The organism is Brevibacillus sp. HB2.2 (genome assembly GCF_013284275.1).
Taxonomy (GTDB): Bacteria; Bacillota; Bacilli; order Brevibacillales; family Brevibacillaceae; genus Brevibacillus; species Brevibacillus brevis_D.
This window is the reverse complement of the sequence record NZ_JABSUV010000017.1, coordinates 112,698-133,518: the sequence shown is the minus strand read 5'-3', so window position 1 is coordinate 133,518 and position 20,821 is coordinate 112,698. Positions and strand designations below refer to the sequence as shown.

The following is a 20,821-nucleotide window of genomic DNA, read 5'->3' as shown; positions in this document are numbered from 1 at the left end:
TCCCCAACAGCTCGCAAGGAAACAGGAGAAATAAGCGAAGATCTTTGGGGCACCTACCGAGGCGCAATGGAAAAGGCGAAACACGCCTTTAGCGTCCACCTCTGAGAAGCATCCCTGACCCTCTACTTTGGACGCGGTTTCGCTTTTTCCATGGAGCCGTGCAGTGAATCCCCCTAGCTGGTGACCCAAGAAGCTGGAGCGTTTTCTCCTGTTTCCTCCCACCACAGCAGCAGGAATAACAAGTATCAAATCAAGACTCAAAGTATCAAATTGATACAATTTAATCTCATTTTGATACGATCATCACCAAAACAATAAGCCATCCACGGCCTCATACCGTTGGCACGATCCTTGCTCTATCAATTAGGATGAAACCAACCGAGGAGGTACACATCAAATGGATAAACGGAATCAACCACCAATCTACGTCGTAAAAAACAAGAGAAAAAATAGCGAGAGTGCTCGCATTCCTGCCTATTTGACCCCAATAGAATCCCGTTTTGCCAAAGCCTTTCATCAATCTCTCGCAAACTACGAGCCGACTCCTCTCGTTACATTGCCTGCGTTAGCACGTGAGCTGGGAGTAGGACAAGTACTTGTAAAAGATGAGTCCAAACGCTTCGGCCTCAATGCCTTCAAAGTTCTGGGAGCTTCTTACGCGATGGCGCGTTTCTTGTGTGAGAAACTGGGCATATCGACAGAAGAGATGACCTTCGAGGCACTGTGCTCCCAAGAAGTGAAAGAGCGAATCGGAGAAGTCACTTTCGTCACGGCGACAGATGGCAATCACGGTAGGGCCGTTGCATGGGCTGCCAAGGCGCTCGGACAGCATGCCGTTGTATACTTGCCCAAAGGCTCCGCCCAACAACGGATAGATGCGATCCGCGAGGCCGGCGCACAAGCTCACGTCATCAATGGAAACTACGATGAAGCAGTGCGTCTCTCAGAACAAATGGCCAAGGAACATGGTTGGCAAGTGATTCAAGATACGGCATGGGAAGGCTACACCACCATTCCCATGTGGATCATGCAGGGCTATACGACGATGGCAGCAGAGGCGATGGAACAACTCTCAACCACTGCGGACGCCAAACAGCCGACGCATCTATTCTTGCAGGCAGGTGTCGGTTCCATGGCTGCCGCAGTCTTGGGATATTTCATAGCGGCGCAAGCAAACAAAAACCTAACAACCGTGATCGTCGAGCCGCATAGCGCCAATTGCATGGTCCTCTCAGCAGAAGAGAACGACGGACAACCACATGCTGCTAAAGGAGAGCTAGGAACCATCATGGCAGGACTGGCATGTGGCGAGCCGAATCCGCTGGCATGGGAAATCTTGCAGGAGCATGCAGACTTCTTCGTCAGTTGTGCCGATTACGTGGCGGCAAACGGCATGCGTATACTTGCGGCACCGACTGGAGGCGACCCTTCTATTGTGAGCGGGGAAAGTGGAGCAGTCGGCGTAGGGCTACTCGCTGCCTTGATGAGCAAACCAATGTATCATCAACAGCGTGAGCAGCTTGGCTTACATGAAAATTCCGTTGTTCTGTGCTTTAGTACGGAAGGGGACACGGATCAGGATATATACAAACGCATCATCTGGGAAGGCGCATGCCGGGAAGAGGGGGCGATGACAAAATGAACGTGACGATCAATCGAGACGATCTGATTTCATTGGTGCAGAACTTAATCCGTATCGACTCCGTAAATCCATACCTCGATGAGGATGGGCCGGGCGAAAAAGAGATGGCTGCTTTTATTCGAGATCGTTTACAGACGGCAGGACTGGAGGTTCACGTCACGCCTATTAACGACACAGCGGTCAATGTCGTCGGGATTTTGCGCGGAACAGGCGGTGGCAAATCCTTGATGCTCAACGGACATATGGACACCGTAAGTGCCAAGCGCATGGAGATTCCGCCGTTTGAGCCTCCCCTTGTAGACAACAGAATTTTCGGCAGAGGCAGTCAGGACATGAAGGGAAGTCTGGGGGCCATGATCGCCGCAGTAGAGGCGATCGCACAAGCAAAGGTTCCGTTGACAGGAGATGTCATTTTGACTTTTGTCGCTGACGAGGAATATAAAAGCATCGGCACGGAGGAGCTGGTAAAAGCGTACAAAGCAGATGCGGCGATATGCTGTGAGCCTTCCGACCTGGCGATTGGCGTCGTGCACAGAGGTTTTGCCTGGGTCAAATGCGAGGTGCTGGGCAAGGCAGCTCACGGAAGTCGTCCAGCAGAAGGGATTGATGCAATCGTTCGGGCGGGCAGGGTCCTGCAAGAGCTGGAGCGTCTTTCAGACAGGTTGGCTCAAGGGCCAGTTCATCCGATACTCGGTGCGGCATCTGTTCATGCTTCACTCATTCAGGGTGGAACGGAGCTGTCGACCTACCCAGACTATTGCCGCATCGATTGGGAGAGAAGGACGCTGCCAGGCGAGACAGAGGCAGACGTGGCCAATGAAATCGAAGCATTACTACAGAAGCTTCGCGCTGGAGATGAGACGTTTCAAGCAAGCGCCGAGCTGTCATTTTTGCGAGAGCCATTTGAGGTCGGGCTGGATGAACCCGTTTATTTAGCTCTTCAGGCAGCGTGTAAGAGCGTGATGGGTAAAACTCCCGAAGTATGCGGATTCTCTGGATGGACGGATGCAGCTTTGTTGCAGGAAGCGGGAATCCCTACTGTTTTGTTTGGGCCAGTGGGAGCTGGTCTGCATGCGGCAGTCGAATATGTAGAGGTGGATAGCTTGGTAGACATGAGTGCCATCTTGGTGGAGACGATTTGCAATTTTTGCCAGTAAAAACGGCATAGAGGGCTGGCTTCCCCTGTGATACGTTATAATGGAGGCAAGAGATTGACGGGAGGGGAAGCCAGATGCCCTTGCGAGATATTCAAGAGAGTGTGCAACAGATTGCTTCGGCTGTTGCATCCGTTCTGCGCGTAGAGGTAGAGATTGCAGACAGTCAGTTTTTGCGGATCGCAGGGACGGGGAAGAATGAGGCTGGCGTCTTGCGGACGATGGCAGGAGAGGATCATATATACCGAGAGTCATTGCTCGCCGGACATCCTGTTGTGATCATGAATCCGGGGCAGGATGAGCGGTGTCGACCCTGTATGCATTATGGAAATTGTACGGAGACGGGAGAGATTTGCTGCCCGATACAATTAGACAATGAAAATATTGGGGTGATCGGCCTACTTGCTTTCGATGAGGAGCAGCGCGAGCGGTTGTTTGCAGATGTGGATGCGATATTGACCTATTTGCAAAAAATGGCCGAGCTGATCGCCATTAAGCTAAAAGAGCACTACTTGTACGTCGAGCAGTTGCATACGGTAGAAAAGCTGCGTGTCGTCATGGATGAAATGGACAAAGCCGTCTTTCTCGTCGATCAAGACAATCGGATTATTCAGGCGAACCAGCGTGCCCGTCAATATTTGCAGCTCGATCATGACGACAGTCAAACGGCAGAATGGATAGATGCCATCCGACTTGCAGATGCCGCGCAGTCAGCGCCAAAGCAGGTCGTTTTGTCTGTCGGGCAGGTAGACAAGACATTTTTGTTTGCCATCAAGCCCATTCTACTGGCCGGAACGGTCAAAGAATGGGTGATTACGCTTGATGATGTGCAGGAAGTCGTGCAAATCGCAAGGCAGGTAAGTGGATATTCGGAGCCCGACCCTTTTCAGGTGATTGGTGGTAACAGTCCTGCGATTGTACAGGCAAAGGAAGTAGCAAGACGTGTGGCGGCCAGTGATTCGACTGTCCTACTCCAAGGTGAAAGTGGAACAGGAAAGGAGCTCTTTGCCAAAGCCATTCATCAGGCAAGCCCTCGTCGTGACGAGCCGTTCCTTTCGATTAATTGCGCCGCAATTCCTGAGCATTTGATGGAAAGCGAGTTGTTCGGTTACGAGGAAGGCTCATTTACAGGAGCACGAAAAGGTGGAAAACCGGGTTTGTTTGAGGTCGCAGGCAAAGGCACACTGTTCCTCGATGAAATCGGGGATATGTCTATGCATTTACAGAGCAAGCTGCTGCGTGTCTTGCAAGAAAAGGAACTGTACCGAATAGGAGGGAACGGCAAGCCCATACGCTTAGCGGCAAGGATCATTGCAGCGACCCATCTGGATTTGCAGGAGCGGGTAGACGCGGGGCTGTTTCGGCTGGACCTGTACTATCGGTTGCATGTGATTCCCATCCACCTGCCCTCGCTACGAGAACGAAGAGAGGATATCCTGCCTTTGGCAAACGATATCCTTTTGGCGCATGCGAATCGGGTGGGGAAGGGGTTGCACGGTTTTTCCAAGGAGACGCAAAACATCCTGTTCCATCACGACTGGAGAGGAAACGTCCGAGAGTTGGAAAATGTCATCGAATATGCGGTCAATATGGAGGCAACCTCTTGGGTTCAGCCTGCGAGCTTGCCCATTCGAACGGGAAGGCTACGTGAATCTTCTCCGCATTCCGTAGAAGAAAGTCAGGGGCCATTTGATTGGCAAAAGCGAGGACTCCTGCTGAAAGAATTGGAACGAGCGGCAATTGATACCGCGATGCAACAAATCCGTGATAGAAACGGAAGAAAAGAAGAAGCAGCTGTGCTATTAGGCATAAGTAGGGCAACGTTGTTTCGGAAACTGCGCGAGTACGGTATCACCTGATCCGACTTCTGGCCGATTTTTTGGGATTGAGCGGATAATGTGGTATGATGGTTTCGATACCGGAAGTAGAGTGGTAAAAGGAAGGAGTGCCAAAAGAAATGAGAGAAGTATTAGGATGGATTCGATCGATAACCTTTGCTGTCGTTTTCGCTCTTGTCCTCGGAATTTTTGTATTTCAACCGTTCAAGGTTGATGGGCATTCCATGGACCCTACCTTACAAGACGAGCAGCGCATATATGTGTCTAAACTATCACACACGTTTTCTTATTTGCCAGATTACGGCGATATTGTCGTGATCGACAGTCGGGTAGAACGAAACCGTACATTGATGGACGATATCATGGGGCATCCCTTGGTGTCGCTGGTCACAGGTCAAGCTGATGATCACACGATGTATGTCAAGCGCGTCATTGGAAAACCAGGCGACGTACTGGAGTTCAAAGACAACAAGGTGTATCGAAACGGTGAGGCATTGAACGAACCATACATTAAAGAAACGATGGAATATGTAGCGGACGGAAAGATCACGGTTCCAGCCGATCATATTTTTGTCATGGGAGATAACCGAAATCACAGCACAGATTCCCGCGATATTGGCTTTATTCCGCTGGATCATGTGATGGGAACCATGATCGAAAATCCTCTTAAGAAGTAAGATCGTGAAGGAGAAAAGGTTGTCCATTTATGGGCAACCTTTGTTTCATAGGGAAAGATGTCTCACTTTTCTGATCGCTCTAAAAAGGAGGCCAGCTTATGCCCAGCATTTTGATAGCGGATCGAGACTCGAACGAAAGAATCGGGATCGGATGGCTCGTCAACAGCTATGCCATTCCGTATGACAAGGTGCATAGTGCCGGGACCATGGAAGACGTTTTTGAAATGATGGAAGCGCATACACCAGAAGTGCTCTGTATTGAACTGGACATGATCGGGCGCGGGCAGTGGGACCGACTGAAGCTTTTGGTGGATCAATATCGTCCGACTGTTGTGGTGACCACATCAGAGGCGACGTTTGAGCGCGCGATGCAGGGGATTGGACTTTTTGCACGCGATCTATGGTTAAAGCCACAGACACCGGAATACATCAGGAGAATCCTGACGAGATGCTGTCAGGAGCGCTTGGATCGGAAGCGAGTGAACGAAGAGAAGGGAACAGGAGCGGACAAAGACAGGGATGTCTCGTATCTAGACCTGTTTTTCCCCGGGCATGTACAAGCCAAGTCTTATTCACTCATGCTGGCTCAATTGGAGGACCCGAAGCGGCATCCCGAGCTGCTGCGCTTCTTTGAAGAATATCCGTTTCGCGACAAACCCGATCTTTTGCCATTAGGGGAGACCATTGTGGGGGTTTTTCCAATGGATGCTGCGGTCTCGCCTTCTACGCTCCACCAAATGGGCAAGCGTTTGCTGATGGACTGGGAAGCAAACAATGATGCGCCACTCTTTTTGGTCATGTATGACGCAAGTAACCATGAGCAGAGCTTGAACGAAAATTATGCGGAGGCGAGCCAAGCCCTGCAAGTGCGCTTTTTCAAAGGATATCGGCAAGTGACGGTTATGGACAATCCCGTGAATTGGACGATGATAGACCCATTTTTGACGCCCGCCGAACAGCGCACCTGGGTAGAAATGCTGGATGAAGGTAATCGGGAAGAGTTGAAGCAGTGGCTGTATACACACTTCTTTTATAAGGAAGAGCCTTATCCAGAGCCGGGATTGTTGCGAATTCGGCTGACGAGTATTTTGGCCCAAGTCAGACGGTACATGAAATCACGTGGTCTTGACTCCGCACCTTTGGAAGAAGAGTATCACCGGGTTTTCGAAACGATTCTGTACTCGCCGATCTTGTATCGGATCGTAGTGGAACTGCTGCTGTTCATCAATCAGCTTCTTGATGCCGCTCACCATCCCATCGACGAATCTCGTGTGGATGTCGTGGAACAGGCGATTCGCTATATAGAAGGACGTTATACTGATCCGGCACTGCGTCTGGAGGAAGTCGCACGCTATATCGACCGGAGCCCTTCCTATTTCAGTACGCTGTTCGCGCAAAAGCAAGGAAGCTCTTTTCGCCAGATTCTCACTTCGTTGCGGGTAAAAGAAGCACGTCGATTGCTTCTCGAAACATCCTTGTCTGTCCAAGAGGTGGCAGAGCGATGTGGATTCATTAACGCGAATTATTTCAGTAAAATTTTTAAGGAAAAGACAGGGACAACCCCACGTTTGTTACGAAATCAGAAGAAAAGATAGAAATCGAAAAAAAAGACAGATTTTTTCGTCAAACCATGAATGCGGTTGCAAGTGAATCGAAATTAGAGGCACCAAATCGAAAGCGCGGTGCCTTTTTTGTCTTTCCGTGCTTTTTTACAATGGAGCTAAGAAGTACATCCTTTTAGAAAAGCAGGTGGAAATGATGACGACGACACAATCCGTTGAACAATTGATCCAAGCCTTTTCAGGTACCCAATTACATACAAAGGGATGGGTGCAGGAAGCTGCGCTGCGCATGCTTTTGAACAACCTCAATCCTGATGTAGCGGAGCGTACAGAGGATCTGGTCGTATACGGCGGAATTGGCAAGGCGGCACGGAACTGGGAATGCTTCGATGCGATTGTCAAAACATTGCAAACGTTAGAGAGCGATGAAACACTCCTCATCCAGTCTGGGAAGCCAGTTGCTGTATTCAAATCGCATACCGATGCACCGCGTGTACTGTTGGCAAACTCAAACCTGGTGCCTGCCTGGGCGAATTGGGAGCATTTCCACGAGCTGGACAAAAAGGGTTTGATGATGTACGGACAAATGACAGCAGGAAGCTGGATTTACATTGGCAGCCAGGGCATCGTACAAGGAACGTATGAGACGTTTGCAGAGCTGGCACGCCAGCATTTTGAAGGCACGCTGACTGGAACGATTACCGTCACAGCAGGCTTGGGCGGCATGGGTGGTGCGCAACCGTTGGCCGTATCGCTCAATGGCGGTGTGAGCATCAATATCGAGGTGGACCCGACCCGTATCCAACGCAGACTGGACACGAAATACCTGGATGTAATGACAGCTAGTCTGGATGAAGCGATCCGTTTGGCGGAAGAAGCGAAACGCGACAAAAAAGGCATTTCCATCGGTTTGTTGGGCAATGCTCCCGAAGTGCTGGATGCCATGCTGGCTCGCGACTTTATCCCGGATGTGCTGACGGACCAGACTTCCTCGCATGATCCACTCAATGGCTACATTCCCATCGGCATGTCACTGGAGGAAGCAGCCGAACTGCGGACACGCGATCCGAAAGCGTACGAATCTCGGGCAAAAGCAAGCATCGCTGAGCACGTTCGCGCCATGCTTGCCATGCAGGAAAAAGGAGCCGTCACTTTCGACTATGGCAACAACATCAGGCAGGTGGCAAAAAACGAGGGTGTGGAGGATGCGTTCCGTTTCCCTGGCTTCGTGCCAGCCTATATCCGTCCGCAATTTTGTGAGGGCAAGGGGCCGTTCCGTTGGGTAGCGCTGTCTGGCGATCCTGAGGATATTTACAAGACAGACGAAGTCATCCTGCGCGAGTTTTCCTACAACACGCATCTGTGCAACTGGATTCGTATGGCACAGGAGCGCATTCAGTTCCAGGGACTGCCTTCCCGCATTTGCTGGTTAGGCTATGGCGAGCGTGCGCGTTTTGGTCAAATCATCAATGAAATGGTGGCACGCGGTGAGCTATCGGCCCCTATCGTCATTGGACGTGACCATCTGGACTCCGGTTCTGTCGCTTCGCCAAACCGTGAGACAGAAGCGATGAAGGATGGCAGCGATGCGGTTGCAGACTGGCCGATTCTCAATGCCATGATCAATGCGGTAGGCGGAGCGAGCTGGGTATCTGTGCACCACGGAGGCGGCGTTGGTATGGGATACTCTCTCCACGCAGGAATGGTCATCGTGGCGGATGGTACTCCAGAAGCAGCACGTCGTCTGGAGCGTGTCCTCACGACCGATCCAGGCATGGGCATCGTCCGACATGTGGATGCAGGCTACGACCTCGCGATTCAAACAGCCAAGGAAAAAGGCGTCAACATTCCGATGATGAAGGAGTAAAAGCCATGACAAAACCTGTATGGATTCGCCACGCCAGTCAGCTTGCCACGCTGGCTGGTGGCTCCTCTTCCCCGGTAGTAGGAGCGCAAATGAACGAGTTGTCGATCATCGAGAACGGAAGCATCTGGCTGGAAGACGGCGTTATCCAGCGAGTGGGAACAGATGAAGATCTGGCGCTTCACTATCGAGACCGTACGCATGAGGCGCAAATCATCGATGCTTCGGGCAAGCTGGTCACGCCAGGGCTGATCGATCCGCATACACATCTAGTGCACGCGGGCAGTCGGCAAAACGAGTTTAACATGCGGCTAAATGGTGCGACCTATATGGAGATTATGAACAATGGCGGCGGGATTCACTCGACTACCGCAGCTACGCGCGCAGCTACCCATGAAGAGCTGTTTGCCGAGAGCAAGCAGCGTCTTGACCAGTTTTTGTTGCATGGAGTCACAACCGTCGAGGCGAAAAGCGGCTACGGCCTGACACTGGAAGATGAGCTAAAGCAGCTCGAGGTCGCCAAGCAGTTGAATGAAGCACATCCCATCGACATCGTCAGTACTTTTATGGGTGCACATGCTGTGCCACGTGAATACAAGGAGAATCCGGATGCGTTTGTAGACGTGGTCATCGAGGAAATGATCCCGGAGGTCGCTCGACGCAAGCTGGCTGTTTTTAACGATGTGTTTTGCGAAAGAGGTGTGTTCACCCCTGAGCAGTCCCGCCGCATTCTCGAAGCAGGGGTCCGAAATGGGCTGCTGCCAAAGATTCATGCAGACGAAATCGAACCGTATGAAGGGGCAGAGCTGGCAGCTTCTGTTGGCGCGGTATCTGCGGATCATTTGCTGCGTGCCTCAGACAAGGGGATTGAACAGATGGCAGAAGCAGGTGTCATCGCTGTGTTACTGCCTGGTACGGCATTCTTCCTGATGGCAGAGTCAGCAAATGGCAGGAAAATGATTGATCGTGGCGTGGCTGTCGCGATTTCAACGGATTGCAATCCGGGCTCGTCTCCAACGGTTTCGCTCCCACTCATCATGAATCTTGGTTGCCTGAAAATGGGGATGACGCCAGCCGAGGTGCTGACAGCAGCTACCATCAATGCAGCTCACGCAATCCGCTGCGCGCATGAAGTCGGCAGCCTTGAGGTGGGGAAAAAAGCGGATGTCACGATTTTTGATGTCCCTGATTTCATGACCTTGCAATATCGGTATGGGATCAACCACGTAAACACGGTCATCAAAAACGGAACGATTGTCGTTGCCGAGGGCAGACTGGCGTAATACGAGAGAGAACAAAAGAAAAACGGATAGAAGTGGAGGAGACCGGCTTGTCTTTGAAATGGGGGGACATGTATGGGCAATATTTCTAACAGCAATCTTGCGCCACATCCTAGTCAGCAAGCCGTATCCACCACACATGCTTGGAAGTTTTTTGTTTTTAGCCTGATTGGCATTTTCGTCTTTTTTATTCCTGTTACCGTTAATGACACAAGCTCAATTATGCTCGATCACATCGTGACATGGGTTCGGCAAATCATGCCCGGTGCAATACCGGTGTACGCTTTGCTTGTAATTGTGCTTGGGGCCATTTATCCGTTTGTAACGGGCAGTTGGAAGCAGAGCAAAGTAAACCTCGTCTTTTCTGCACTAAAAGTACTGGGTGTGCCTATCGCTCTGTTGATTTATTTTCAGGCGGGTCCTGCATGGCTGCTGGACAAGGATATGGGGCCTTTTCTCTTCGAAAAGCTGGTGATTCCCGTAGGCATGGTGGTTCCGATCGGCTCCGTGTTCTTGGCTCTGCTGGTTGGCTACGGCCTTTTGGAGTTTATTGGGGTATTGGTACAACCGATCATGCGCCCGATTTGGAAAACACCTGGCCGCTCTGCAGTAGATGCGGTGGCATCCTTTGTGGGAAGCTATTCGATCGGTCTTTTGATCACGAACCGGGTATTCAAAGAAGGCAAATATACGATAAAAGAAGCAGCCATTATTGCAACCGGCTTTTCCACCGTTTCTGCGACATTTATGATCGTGATTGCGAAAACATTGGATTTGATGAATTACTGGAATCTTTACTTCTGGGTGTCGCTCGTGGTGACGTTTCTCGTAACCGCAGTGACTGTGCGTCTTTGGCCGCTGTCCAACATGAGCGATGCGTATTACCAAGACAACGGCGATCCTGAAAAAGTAATCAAGGAAAAACGGCTGCGCCAGGCGTGGACGGAAGCAATGGATGCAGCGGGAAAAGCACTGCCGCTTAAACGGAACATTTGGGAGAACTTGCGGGATGGTTTTATCATGACCATGAGTATTCTACCGTCCATCATGTCGGTCGGTTTGCTCGGGTTGGTGCTGGCCGAATTTACCCCTTTGTTTGACTGGCTGGGTTACTTGTTTTATCCAATAACATGGCTCCTGCAAATTCCAGAGCCGATGCTGGCAGCAAAAGCCTCAGCGATCGAAATTGCCGAAATGTTTTTACCCGCACTCCTCGTGGTAAAAGCGCCTCTGGTCACCAAGTTTATCATTGCCGTTGTTTCGGTTTCTTCTATCCTGTTCTTTTCCGCGACGATTCCTTGCATCTTGTCTACCGAGATTCCGATTCGTATTCCAAAGCTTCTGGTGATTTGGGTAGAGCGTACGATCCTAACGCTGCTGTTTGTTACCCCGCTGGCTTTCCTGCTTCTGCCATAATCATAAAAAGTGAACGGACAATTATGGTATGATGGTGGCAGGTTCGAACAAGCAGAGGAAAGAGGGGCTAGTCATGTCAGGATTCGGAATTTTCTGTGATGTTATTACGTCAGAGCAGCAACTGCGCGAAATGGTCGGAGAGCCAAGTCGTCTCGTACAGAACAAGGCGATACCCCAGCTGGATGATCATAGCCGCAATTACATTGCCCAAGCGCCATTTCTCATCATTGCCACAGCAGACAAAGATGGCCATTGCGATGCTTCGCCACGTGGAGATGCACCTGGCTTTGTACATGTCATCGATGATCACCATCTGGTCATCCCCGAGCGCCCAGGAAACAAGCGGATGGACTCTATCACAAATATTTTGGTCAACCCGCATATTGGGCTGATCTTTTTGATTCCTACACTGGAAGAGACGTTCCGCGTGAATGGCAAGGCTTGCATTATTCGCGATGAAGAAATACTGGCGAAGATGGCGGTAAACGGGAAGGCGCCCACGCTCGGAATCGGTGTCAAGGTAGAGGAGTGCTTCGTCCACTGCGCGAAGGCATTTATGCGCTCTGGTCTTTGGAAGCCGGAGTCATGGCCAGCAGAGGGGACGACTCCTAATGTCGCACAAATGCTGGCGGATCATGTGAAGCTTCCGGGTGTGACGGCAAAAGAAGTGGCAGAGGGCTTGCAAGACAGCTATACGAATCGATTGTACTAAGCATAGGAAAAACGGCGGTTCTCCCATTTCGTTGTGGAGTCTGCCGTTTTCGGTTTATTCAGGGATAGGGTCGCCTACCAACCACCCAGTATTGGATCTGCCGCGGTAATAGCATTCGACTGTATAAGAGGGCATGTTCGAATAACGTATATGTTCCGGGATTATGAAGACCGGGTCGACGTTTCCGGTTCCCCCCGTTGGGGTTCCTTTTGTAATGCCCCGGAAAATTACCTTGATATCATACCCTGGCAGATTGATCATATTGCCCAATCTAGCGGTCAGTCTAGCCTTGAGATCACCCAGCGGGGCGCTGGCCTTATTTTCGGCAGCGGTGTACGGCCAAGGGTTTTCAGGATGATACTTTTGAATGACAATGACATACTCTTTATATCGATTCGTATCCCGGCGCTTGTCTAATTGACCGATCGCTTCATGAATCCGGGAGCCAATTTGGGAATCGTCATGAGAGCTAATTGTCTTGATCTCCATAGCCACACGTTTTTCCTTGTATGAAACGGTTGAATCATCCTCATCCTCCTCCAGCATGCGGTCTTCCTTAGGCGTGTCGTTTTGCTGCTCCTCCAAATAGGTGTAATCAATGTCAGGATCGTCGTCCTTATCCTTTCCAAAAAAGGGCGTGATATTTTCTCCGAATAGACGCTGTGCCTCCTCCAGTTCTGTATAATTCCCACCCGTAACCGAGAAAATATCGGAAATTTTGGCGTGCAGACTGATACCGTAACGTACTTTGTCAAAGTAGTTATCTACTTCGCCCACTTGCTCAAAAAGCTCATTTACCGTTCCTTCATCCAGGTTATTTGTTTTTTCCACATGTTTGTCCCACATTCTGCGGGCATCTTTTACATCTTCGTCCCAAGTGCCTTGGATAATCGGAGATGCTACGGAACTACCAGCATCCGTATCTGTACCATCCGTCACGGTACCAACAGCTGCCAGTGACCCATAGCGATCAGCTTCCGCTTCGAGAGCAGGATCGTCATTGATCGGGAGGCTGGAATCAGGAACATTCGCTTTTACCCGTCCTTGTCGTTGCTGAACCACGTGTGTTAGCTCATGACCGAGTAGCTGCTGACCGCTTTGCGTCTCTGGCTGATACGTCCCCGGGGCAAAGTGAATGTCATTCCCTTGGGCAAAGGCAACCGCTCCGATTTGTGAGGCAACAGACGATTCTGGATGAATCTGTACATCTGAAAAATCAGTGTGAAAAGCATTCTCCATTTTTGCTTGGACGGAATCGGGGAGGGAGCGACCGCTGCTGGAAGAGAGATTCTCCGATTTTTGCAAGGGAGTCCTCGCTAACATGCGCTGCACAGCCTGATTGCCAAGAGTCTTTTGCAGCGAAAGGATGTGGGAAGAGTGACTCGCCTTTCTTAGGACTCGGCTCGATTGGAGCATGGGCCCGGGAACAGGTGCTTTCGGTTTTTCATGAGTCGCATCCATAGACGGATTGCTAGATTCATAGCGTCGCATGATTACACCCCCTCTACTTTTGTCACGTCCAATTGTACGGGTTCCTTTTGCTGTGCTTGATAGAAATAGAGATACAGATACGGATTGACCAAATAGCTCGTGATAGCGCCAGTGCGGTTAGCGTACGTGGAGGATGTCTTGGGCAAAATGGCCGCTTTGCTGTCGAGCTCGCTCCGATCTTCTTTGACGATCGAGATGACCTGTGGGTGATAGACGTGGACGGCAGTGACAATCTGTTTGCTAGGGTGTCCAGGTGCTGGTTCAAGTGTAAAAGCCATGTTCATTTCACGATACGCCAGCTTTTGTGGTGATAAGGTAGTGTCTTTCGCTAGTGGAACTTCGGGTACTTTTTGATCGGCAGGAGGAGGGGCAGTACCTTCGCCTTCCTTCGGTGTGTCATCGTCGGGCTTGCCCATGATTTCCTCCAGCTTGCTCCGGGAGATGCCAATGAATCCTGGCAAATCAATGCGCCCTTCGCGGAAGTACCCCTTGTACAACGCCAAGCCTTCCTTGTCGTAGAGTACCCCGATGCCGTCGTAGGCACCTGCCCGAAATTGCCCTTGATACAACAGTGCGTCTTCAGCAGAACGAAGCTCTCCCGTTCCGTGATAATGCCCTTCGGCAAAGCTGCCTTTATACAGCGTTACGCCACTTGCATCTTTCAGCTCGCCCTGCCCGTGATACACACCCAGCAAAAAATCACCTTGATAGACGATGCTGCCACTGGTGGAGAATTTGGTTCCGGCTCCATTGAAGTGCCCGTTTCGAAAATGACCTTCATACACGAGCTTGCCATCCCGATCAAAAAGACTCCCGGCCCCGTTGTATCTGCCGTCCACAAATTGCCCTTTATACTGCACGAGCCCGTTTTCGTAGTAATCAGTTCCTTCGCCGCCGTAGAATCCATTGTCAAACAGTCCGTCGTAGAGCAGCTTTCCATCCTTCGTAAAAAGTCTGCCAGCTCCGTTGTACACCCCGTTTTTAAAAGCGCCTTCGTATTTGATTGCGCCATTTGTGTACAATTCCTGACCGGCTCCATCCAGCTTCCCATTTTTGAAATCTCCCTGAAAAACAACTTGCTGGTTGTCGTTGTACAACGCTCCTTGACCAGCGTATACCCCAATTTCAAACCCGCCTTGATAGACGAGAACGCCTTTCCGGTATCCTTTGCCGAAGCCTTGCGGAGTGCCGCTTTTAAATTCGCCGCTGTATAGAAGCTTCCCATTGTCGTCATAGAGCTCGCCTTTTCCGTCATACAGACCATCCACGAGCTGGCCTGAATAGATCATCGTGCCTTCCGGGTTGTAAATGATCGCCAGACCGGTGTCGGAAATCTGTTGATTGGGAGTTTTTAAATGAATGACGATGGGACGTTGCAAAAAGCGGTTAAGGGCATCGGGAGGGTTGATGAAAAGAAAGTAGGCCAGGACAAGGAGGAATAGTCCTGTCAAAATGAGAAAGCGTTTGGCGATGTAAAAACGGCCGATATGCACGTAATCGTTGAGTGAAGTTTCTTTTTTGGTGAATAGTCCGGCAATGCCGTTCTTGATCCAATCGAGGGCTTGCTTGGGGAGGGCGGCTCCTTTTTTTATCCAATCCAGCCCCCATTTTTTGAGCGGCTGGGTGAGCGGGTCGACAATCGTTTGTTCCGTTAGCTTTTGGAGTTGTTTGTCCATATCGTAACCTCCCTACTTGTCAGGGAACCTGAATGGTCGCTTGTCCGGGGTTCGTGATCGAAATGACGCCACCCCAGCTGCACATGAGCTTGGAGGTTTGATTGAGGGCAGGCATGTTGGACACCAGAACAGTAGGGGAGCCAGGAACCCAAGGGGCGGCTGTGACAGGAACGCAGGGGACCGGAGTGAAAACGCCCAGCTTCGCCGCTGTAGCTGCTGCGACCTGAGGGTTGGACATCGTATTGCACATCCCGAATGGAAGGACGTTTACCATCGGTTTATTGTCCATAATGTTTGCGATCGGCATACTGGTTGTGACGCGATTCACCGGGAGCACCATGAGTGAACTGGGAGCAGCACCAAAGCTGCACTGTAGCATGGCTCCTCCGCAGACGAGTTGTCCCATGAAGCCAACTCCTTTTCATAAGTCATCTGGTAAGATATTGAAAATCAATCTGTATAGTAGTATAAATGTCAAATAGAGAAGATGTATAGCGAAATTTGTAATTTTTAGTATAATGTTGCTTGGTATCATTTTCGAAAATACGTTTTCGAGAGATGGGAGAACCGCAAACGATGGGAAATAACAAGAAGTATTCCTGGTTGACCGGACTGCTGATTGTATTTGTTGGGATCGGCTTGCTGCTCGCTTGGAACATGGATAGAAGCGGGAAGCAAGACGAACCGTTTCAAGGGATCAACAGCATCGCGGCCAATAGTCAAAAGGATGTCGTCCTCATAACGGATGGACACCAAAAGCTGACTAGCCTGTACCCCGATCGGACGCTACGGTACCAGCAAGTCCTGGAGCAGAATCCAGAAGAGGGATTGGAAAATTTCACAGAGGTAGCCATCGACGAAGAAGGATATGCGTACGTGCTGATCACAAAGCTTGATAGCTTTGGTTTGCGGACTGTATCCGAGAGAATCGTGCGAATGTCGCCAGATGGAGAAATCGTACAAGTCGTGTATGAAGATTCCTATGGAGCGAACAGCTCGTACAAGCGAATTGGCAAGGTACGCTCCCTGCAAGTCGCGAAAGATCGTCTTTATTTTTATGTTTATCAACATCCTGAAGTGATTGCCTATCAATTTGTACCCTCTGATTCACCCCCCACACAACTCTATCAAATCCAATTGCCTAATGAAGTATACGTTAATGAAATCACAGGAGTAGACCCGCGTCATACCTATGTCACTACCAAGCGTGGAGAGTTTTTTCAGGTCGACGTTCCCCAAGGAAGCGGGAAAGCTCAAGTGAAAGGTCCGCTCTACATTCACTCCGAACGCTCGGAAATGAATCGTACCGTCCCCGATCATGTCAAAGTGGGGCCAGCAGGTCGTCTTCTTTTCTACAATTCTGATCAAAATGTCATTGAACGCTTCGATCCCGCACATCCAGATGAAATCGCCTTGATGGTGCCTTCCAAAACATTCGAGCAGATCGAGTCGAGCGATAGCAGTGCCCTAACGGCATTTGCTGTAACTCCACAGTATGAGATCGTAGTCGCCACAGATAGTCAACTCGCCTTCCTGGATCAACAAGGAAATGTGATGACCAAGCTCACGTCCCCATCTGTATCCGAAAAAGACCGCTTGAAGGAATGGACCTGGTGGACAGGATTGGGTGTGGCAATTCTCCTGTTTTGTGTCATTCAGTTTATGTTGTTTCGCCTCTTCCGGATTCCGTTGATTATCAAGCAAACGATTGTGATAGCTCCGCTCATTGTTGTCCCTGTATTCCTTCAGTTGGAGGGAACGAAGCTGACCTTCTCGTTTATGGAGCAGGAAAATCAAACCGATCTTCGTCTCCAAGCCTATGTTATTTCTACGCTGATCGAAGGGGACAAGCTGGATGGAATCAATGGAGCGATTGATTACATGAATGCGGACTATCAAGCTGTACAGGCCAATCTGAAAAAACTGGAGGTCCCCGATGATGTGAATGTGAACAGGGGGCTGTATAAAACGATTTACAAATACACAGATGGCGAATTGTTTCTCATGATGGATGACAATGACAGCGCAGAAGTGTTTGAGAATGTGGCCATTGATGACGAGTTCCGCAGTGTGGTCATGAAACGGGAGATCGTCTCGGGTAAAGCCCAGGATCGGACAGGCTACTGGATGTACGCGATGGCCCCGATATACAACTCTTCAGGCAAGCTTTCCGGTGTGTTGGAGCTAGGCAGGGAAATGAACGGGGTCCGTATACAGCACAACGAAATGTCCCGTGAGCTAGGCCGTGGCGCTGCGCTAGTCTGGTCGATTTGTGCAAGTCTATTCTTCCTTTTCTCGTGGCTGACATACCGAAACATCCGCAATCTCCAAACGAACGTCTCCCATATGGGAAAAGGCGACTACAGTGTGGTGGCCAGGGTTCGCTCCATGGATGAAATTCAAAAGCTGGCAGAAAGCTTCAACCAAATGGCAAAGCGCATTCGTCAGTACATTTCGAATATCACGAGGATGAGCGAGGCGAACAATCGCTTTGTGCCGCAGCAGTTTATCCATTTTCTCGGGAAGGAAAGCATACTCGACGTAGAGCTGGGTGATCAGGTAGAGCGGGAAATGGCCGTTATGCGGATGAGTCTGCAATCGTTTCATGCCATCTCCCATCGTCTGCGACCAGAGACGACCTTCCGCGTCATCAATGCGTTTCTCAAGCGGTTTGCTCCGATTGTAAACGAGAATCAAGGGATGATTACCGAATATCTCGATCCCGGGGTGCTTGCTGTTTATCCAAGAGAGGCAAAAGACGCGTTGGATGCGGCGGTACAGATGCGACGTACGTTAGCAGACTATAACGAGCAACGGGCGGAAAAAGGATACGATCCGATTGAATTGCGGGTTGCGCTGCATCATGGTCCGCTAATGTTGGGGATTATTGGCGAGGCGACGCGTCTGGAGGCTGCGATTATATCGGATCATGTCCGCGTGGTGGAGAAAATGGAAAAGATGGCGGAAACACTCGGGGCCTGCATCCTGATGTCCGATTCGCTATTTGCCGAGATGGGAGAGAGTACGTCGTATCGATATCGTGATTTAGGCTGGGTGCATATCGAGGGAGAGGCTCAGCCGATGCATTTGTACGACGTATACGAGGGGGACGCTGACCAGATTCGTGCGCACAAGGATGAGACGAAAGAATTGTTTGAGCAAGCGATTGTGATGTATCAGAATGGGAGATTTCACGATGCACGATCCGCTTTTCTGTCCGTCATCAAGCAAAACCGCTGGGATCATGCGGCGCGACAGTATTTCTACTTATGTGACGAATACGCGCAAAAAGGGGCCGAACAAGATTGGTCTGGCGAGTTGAAAATATCGTAGGAGCGGTGAAAAAGCAAAATGACGAATCTCGAACCGAATCACAGCCAGTGGAACTATTACGAAGAGATGCTTCGATGGCTGGATATTCATCTGATGCGCTTGCTGGCCGTGCGAGCACAGCAGGGGGAAGATTATCCGCTGGATCAAATGAGGGGGGTGATTGTCACAGAGGAGGAAGTCGTGCAATTGCTCGAGGCAGCTCCGCCAGCAACGCATCTATGGGACGCCTTCGCAGAGCGGTTGGCAGCATGCGAGGAACGACTTCATGCCCTGCACATGCAAGAAGCGGGTAGCATACCGATTTTGGTAGTGGCAGATGCTTTTTCACTCAACCGCTTCGAGCTGGGGTGTTTATTTCTTTGTCTGTCAGTCGAGCTGGATCGGAAGTACGAAAAGCTGTTTGGCTACCTCCTCGATGATATTACGTGCAAGTCACCTACTCCCGAATTGGCAATGCAGCTATTTTGCCAGACAGCGACCGAGAGAATGGAAGTCTGGACAGCGTTTGCGCAAAAAAGCAAGCTGGGACGACTACTGCTTTTTACCGAGGGGGATATGGGTGGCAGTGGCTCTTGGCTCTCTCGACCATTAAAGCTGGATGAACGACTGCTGCACTTCTTGACGACAAGGAATGGAGGTGATGCCAGTCTGCCGCCTTGGCTATCCTGGAGCTTGCCAGATCAAGAGTTAGAACCGTTGGTAGGAGAGAGCGCGATGCATTTGCAGGAGCGCTTTGACACATTGTGGGAAGCGGCAGGAGCAGATTCGGAGCGGCTTCTCCTGCATTTGCATGGTCCGACTGGCGTTGGAAAAAGGCATCGGGTGAAGCATCTGTTTCACCGCGTCAGGCGACCGGTGCTGTTCGTCGATGCAGAGCGCTTGATCCGGGAGGAAGCTTTTTCACGCAGATTACAGCAGGTATTGCGGGAGGTGCAGCTGCTTCGGGGTGTGCTGTGCTTGCATCAGTTCGAGGTTTTTCTGACAGAAGAAGTCCAAATAGTTGGGCGCAAGCAGCTGATGATGGATGAACTCGAAAGCTTTTCTGGTCCCATTGCCATTGTGGCGAAAAGTCAATGGAAGCCGGAAAACGCTCTGGGGAAGCGGATTTGGCTGGAAATGGAGGTGCTAAGTCCAGATGAAACGGAAAGGAGGCGATTATGGGAGACAGGCCGTGCAGGCATGAGCTTTTCTCAAGAGATTGACGTAGGCGTTTTAGCAGGGAAATTCAAGCTGAATGCCGGGCAAATCAATCAGGCGCTTCACAGAGCAAACGAGATGGCGATGCAGACGAAAGACGGGATCATTACGAAAACACATCTCCACGAAGCTTGCTTTCTGCAAATGAGACATGCGCTAGAAAAGCAAGCCACACGCTTGAGACCTAAATACAGCTGGGAAGATCTGATTTTGCCTGAGGAGCAACTGACTTTGTTGCGGAACGCCTGCAATCAGGTGACCTATCGAAATGTTGTTTTGGGAGAGTGGGGTTTTGGGAGAAAGCTCTCTTATGGTACGGGCGTCAGCATGTTGTTTGCAGGTCCTCCGGGTACGGGCAAGACGATGTCGGCGGAAGTTGTAGCAAAGGAACTGGGTCTGGAGCTTTTTAAAATTGACTTGTCGCAGGTGATCAGCAAGTACATTGGGGAGACGGAAAAAAACCTCCACCAGATCTTCTCGGAAGCGAGAATCGGTAATGCCATCCTCTTCTTTGACGAAGCCGATGCCCTTTTTGGCAAGCGCTCAGAAGTGAAAGATTCGCACGACAAATACGCAAATGTGGAAACAGCCTACTTGCTGCAAAAGATGGAGGAGTACGAGGGAGTCTCCATTTTGGCGACGAATCTCCTGCAAAATTTTGATGAGGCCTTCATGCGCAGAATCAACTACGTGGTGAAGTTCCCTTTTCCTGAACCGTCCTATCGCGAAGAAATATGGCGCAGCATGTTCCCGGCAGATACACCACGAGCTGGTGACATCGATTTTGAGTTTCTCGCTTCCAAGTTGCATATTGCGGGAGGCGGGATCAAAAATGTGGTGCTCGCTGCCTCTTTCTTGGCTGCATCGGAAGGCACGCCCGTTTCCATGCGTCATTTGATTGAGGCTGCGAAGCAGGAGTTAAAAAAGACGGGTAAGCTGCTGTTGAAAGAGGATTTGGGGGAGTATGCCAACAGGTAGC

General features: G+C 50.5%; 14 protein-coding genes. 11 read left to right on the top strand and 3 right to left on the bottom strand.

All coding sequences use genetic code 11. The features are described from left to right. The first annotated feature begins 397 nt into the window (after window positions 1-397). The 9 genes from dpaL to HP401_RS14690 all read left to right on the top strand — a co-directional run bounded on the left by dpaL (window position 398) and on the right by HP401_RS14690 (window position 12,145). Window positions 398-1,642, top strand: coding sequence for a diaminopropionate ammonia-lyase (dpaL, locus tag HP401_RS14730; protein ID WP_173605511.1), 1,245 nt, complete (start codon window positions 398-400; stop codon window positions 1,640-1,642). Beyond that, window positions 1,639-2,799 carry an ArgE/DapE family deacylase gene (locus HP401_RS14725; protein ID WP_173605510.1) on the top strand — a complete coding sequence of 387 codons (1,161 nt, stop codon included), beginning with the start codon at window positions 1,639-1,641 and terminating at the stop codon, window positions 2,797-2,799. The genes dpaL and HP401_RS14725 overlap by 4 nt, the downstream gene beginning before the upstream one ends. 74 nt (window positions 2,800-2,873) lie before the next feature. Continuing rightward, complete coding sequence (locus tag HP401_RS14720) at window positions 2,874-4,655, top strand: sigma-54-dependent Fis family transcriptional regulator (protein ID WP_173605509.1); 1,782 nt, start codon at window positions 2,874-2,876, stop codon at window positions 4,653-4,655. Window positions 4,656-4,753: 98 nt separating this feature from the next. Beyond that, on the top strand, window positions 4,754-5,311 hold the full coding sequence (lepB, locus tag HP401_RS14715) for a signal peptidase I (RefSeq protein ID WP_015892475.1): 558 nt from the start codon (window positions 4,754-4,756) through the stop codon (window positions 5,309-5,311). Window positions 5,312-5,409: 98 nt separating this feature from the next. Continuing rightward, entirely contained in the window at window positions 5,410-6,906 is a 1,497-nt protein-coding gene (locus tag HP401_RS14710) for a helix-turn-helix domain-containing protein (RefSeq protein WP_173605508.1), read from the top strand. A 163-nt stretch (window positions 6,907-7,069) separates the two neighbouring features. Next, entirely contained in the window at window positions 7,070-8,740 is a 1,671-nt protein-coding gene (gene hutU / locus HP401_RS14705; RefSeq protein WP_015892473.1) for a urocanate hydratase, read from the top strand. A gap of 5 nt (window positions 8,741-8,745) precedes the next feature. Beyond that, the gene (gene hutI, locus HP401_RS14700; protein WP_173605507.1) at window positions 8,746-10,020 is read left to right on the top strand and encodes an imidazolonepropionase; all 1,275 of its coding nucleotides are present in this window, start codon (window positions 8,746-8,748) and stop codon (window positions 10,018-10,020) included. 72 nt (window positions 10,021-10,092) lie between these two features. Continuing rightward, window positions 10,093-11,433, top strand: coding sequence for a YjiH family protein (locus HP401_RS14695; RefSeq protein ID WP_173605506.1), 1,341 nt, complete (start codon window positions 10,093-10,095; stop codon window positions 11,431-11,433). Window positions 11,434-11,506: 73 nt separating this feature from the next. Beyond that, the gene (locus HP401_RS14690; protein WP_173605505.1) at window positions 11,507-12,145 is read left to right on the top strand and encodes a pyridoxamine 5'-phosphate oxidase family protein; all 639 of its coding nucleotides are present in this window, start codon (window positions 11,507-11,509) and stop codon (window positions 12,143-12,145) included. A gap of 54 nt (window positions 12,146-12,199) precedes the next feature. Here HP401_RS14690 and HP401_RS14685 read toward each other — a convergent pair whose 3' ends face one another. The 3 genes from HP401_RS14685 to HP401_RS14675 are packed head-to-tail and all read right to left on the bottom strand — an operon-like array spanning window position 12,200 to window position 15,718. Beyond that, a complete protein-coding gene (locus HP401_RS14685; protein ID WP_173605504.1) occupies window positions 12,200-13,636 on the bottom strand; it encodes an eCIS core domain-containing protein in 1,437 nt (478 codons plus the stop codon). Between the two features lie 2 nt (window positions 13,637-13,638). Next, entirely contained in the window at window positions 13,639-15,312 is a 1,674-nt protein-coding gene (locus tag HP401_RS14680; RefSeq protein ID WP_173605503.1) for an MORN repeat-containing protein, read from the bottom strand. 19 nt (window positions 15,313-15,331) lie between these two features. Further along, window positions 15,332-15,718 (bottom strand): DUF4280 domain-containing protein, encoded by a 387-nt coding sequence (locus HP401_RS14675; protein WP_064202141.1) that lies wholly within the window; start codon window positions 15,716-15,718, stop codon window positions 15,332-15,334. A 170-nt stretch (window positions 15,719-15,888) separates the two neighbouring features. Here HP401_RS14675 and HP401_RS14670 point away from each other — a divergent pair, with 170 nt between their 5' ends. After that, entirely contained in the window at window positions 15,889-18,645 is a 2,757-nt protein-coding gene (locus tag HP401_RS14670) for an adenylate/guanylate cyclase domain-containing protein (RefSeq protein WP_173605502.1), read from the top strand. Window positions 18,646-18,663: 18 nt separating this feature from the next. Continuing rightward, window positions 18,664-20,820, top strand: a complete 2,157-nt coding sequence (locus tag HP401_RS14665; protein ID WP_173605501.1) for an AAA family ATPase — start codon at window positions 18,664-18,666, stop codon at window positions 20,818-20,820. Window position 20,821 lies beyond the last annotated feature (1 nt).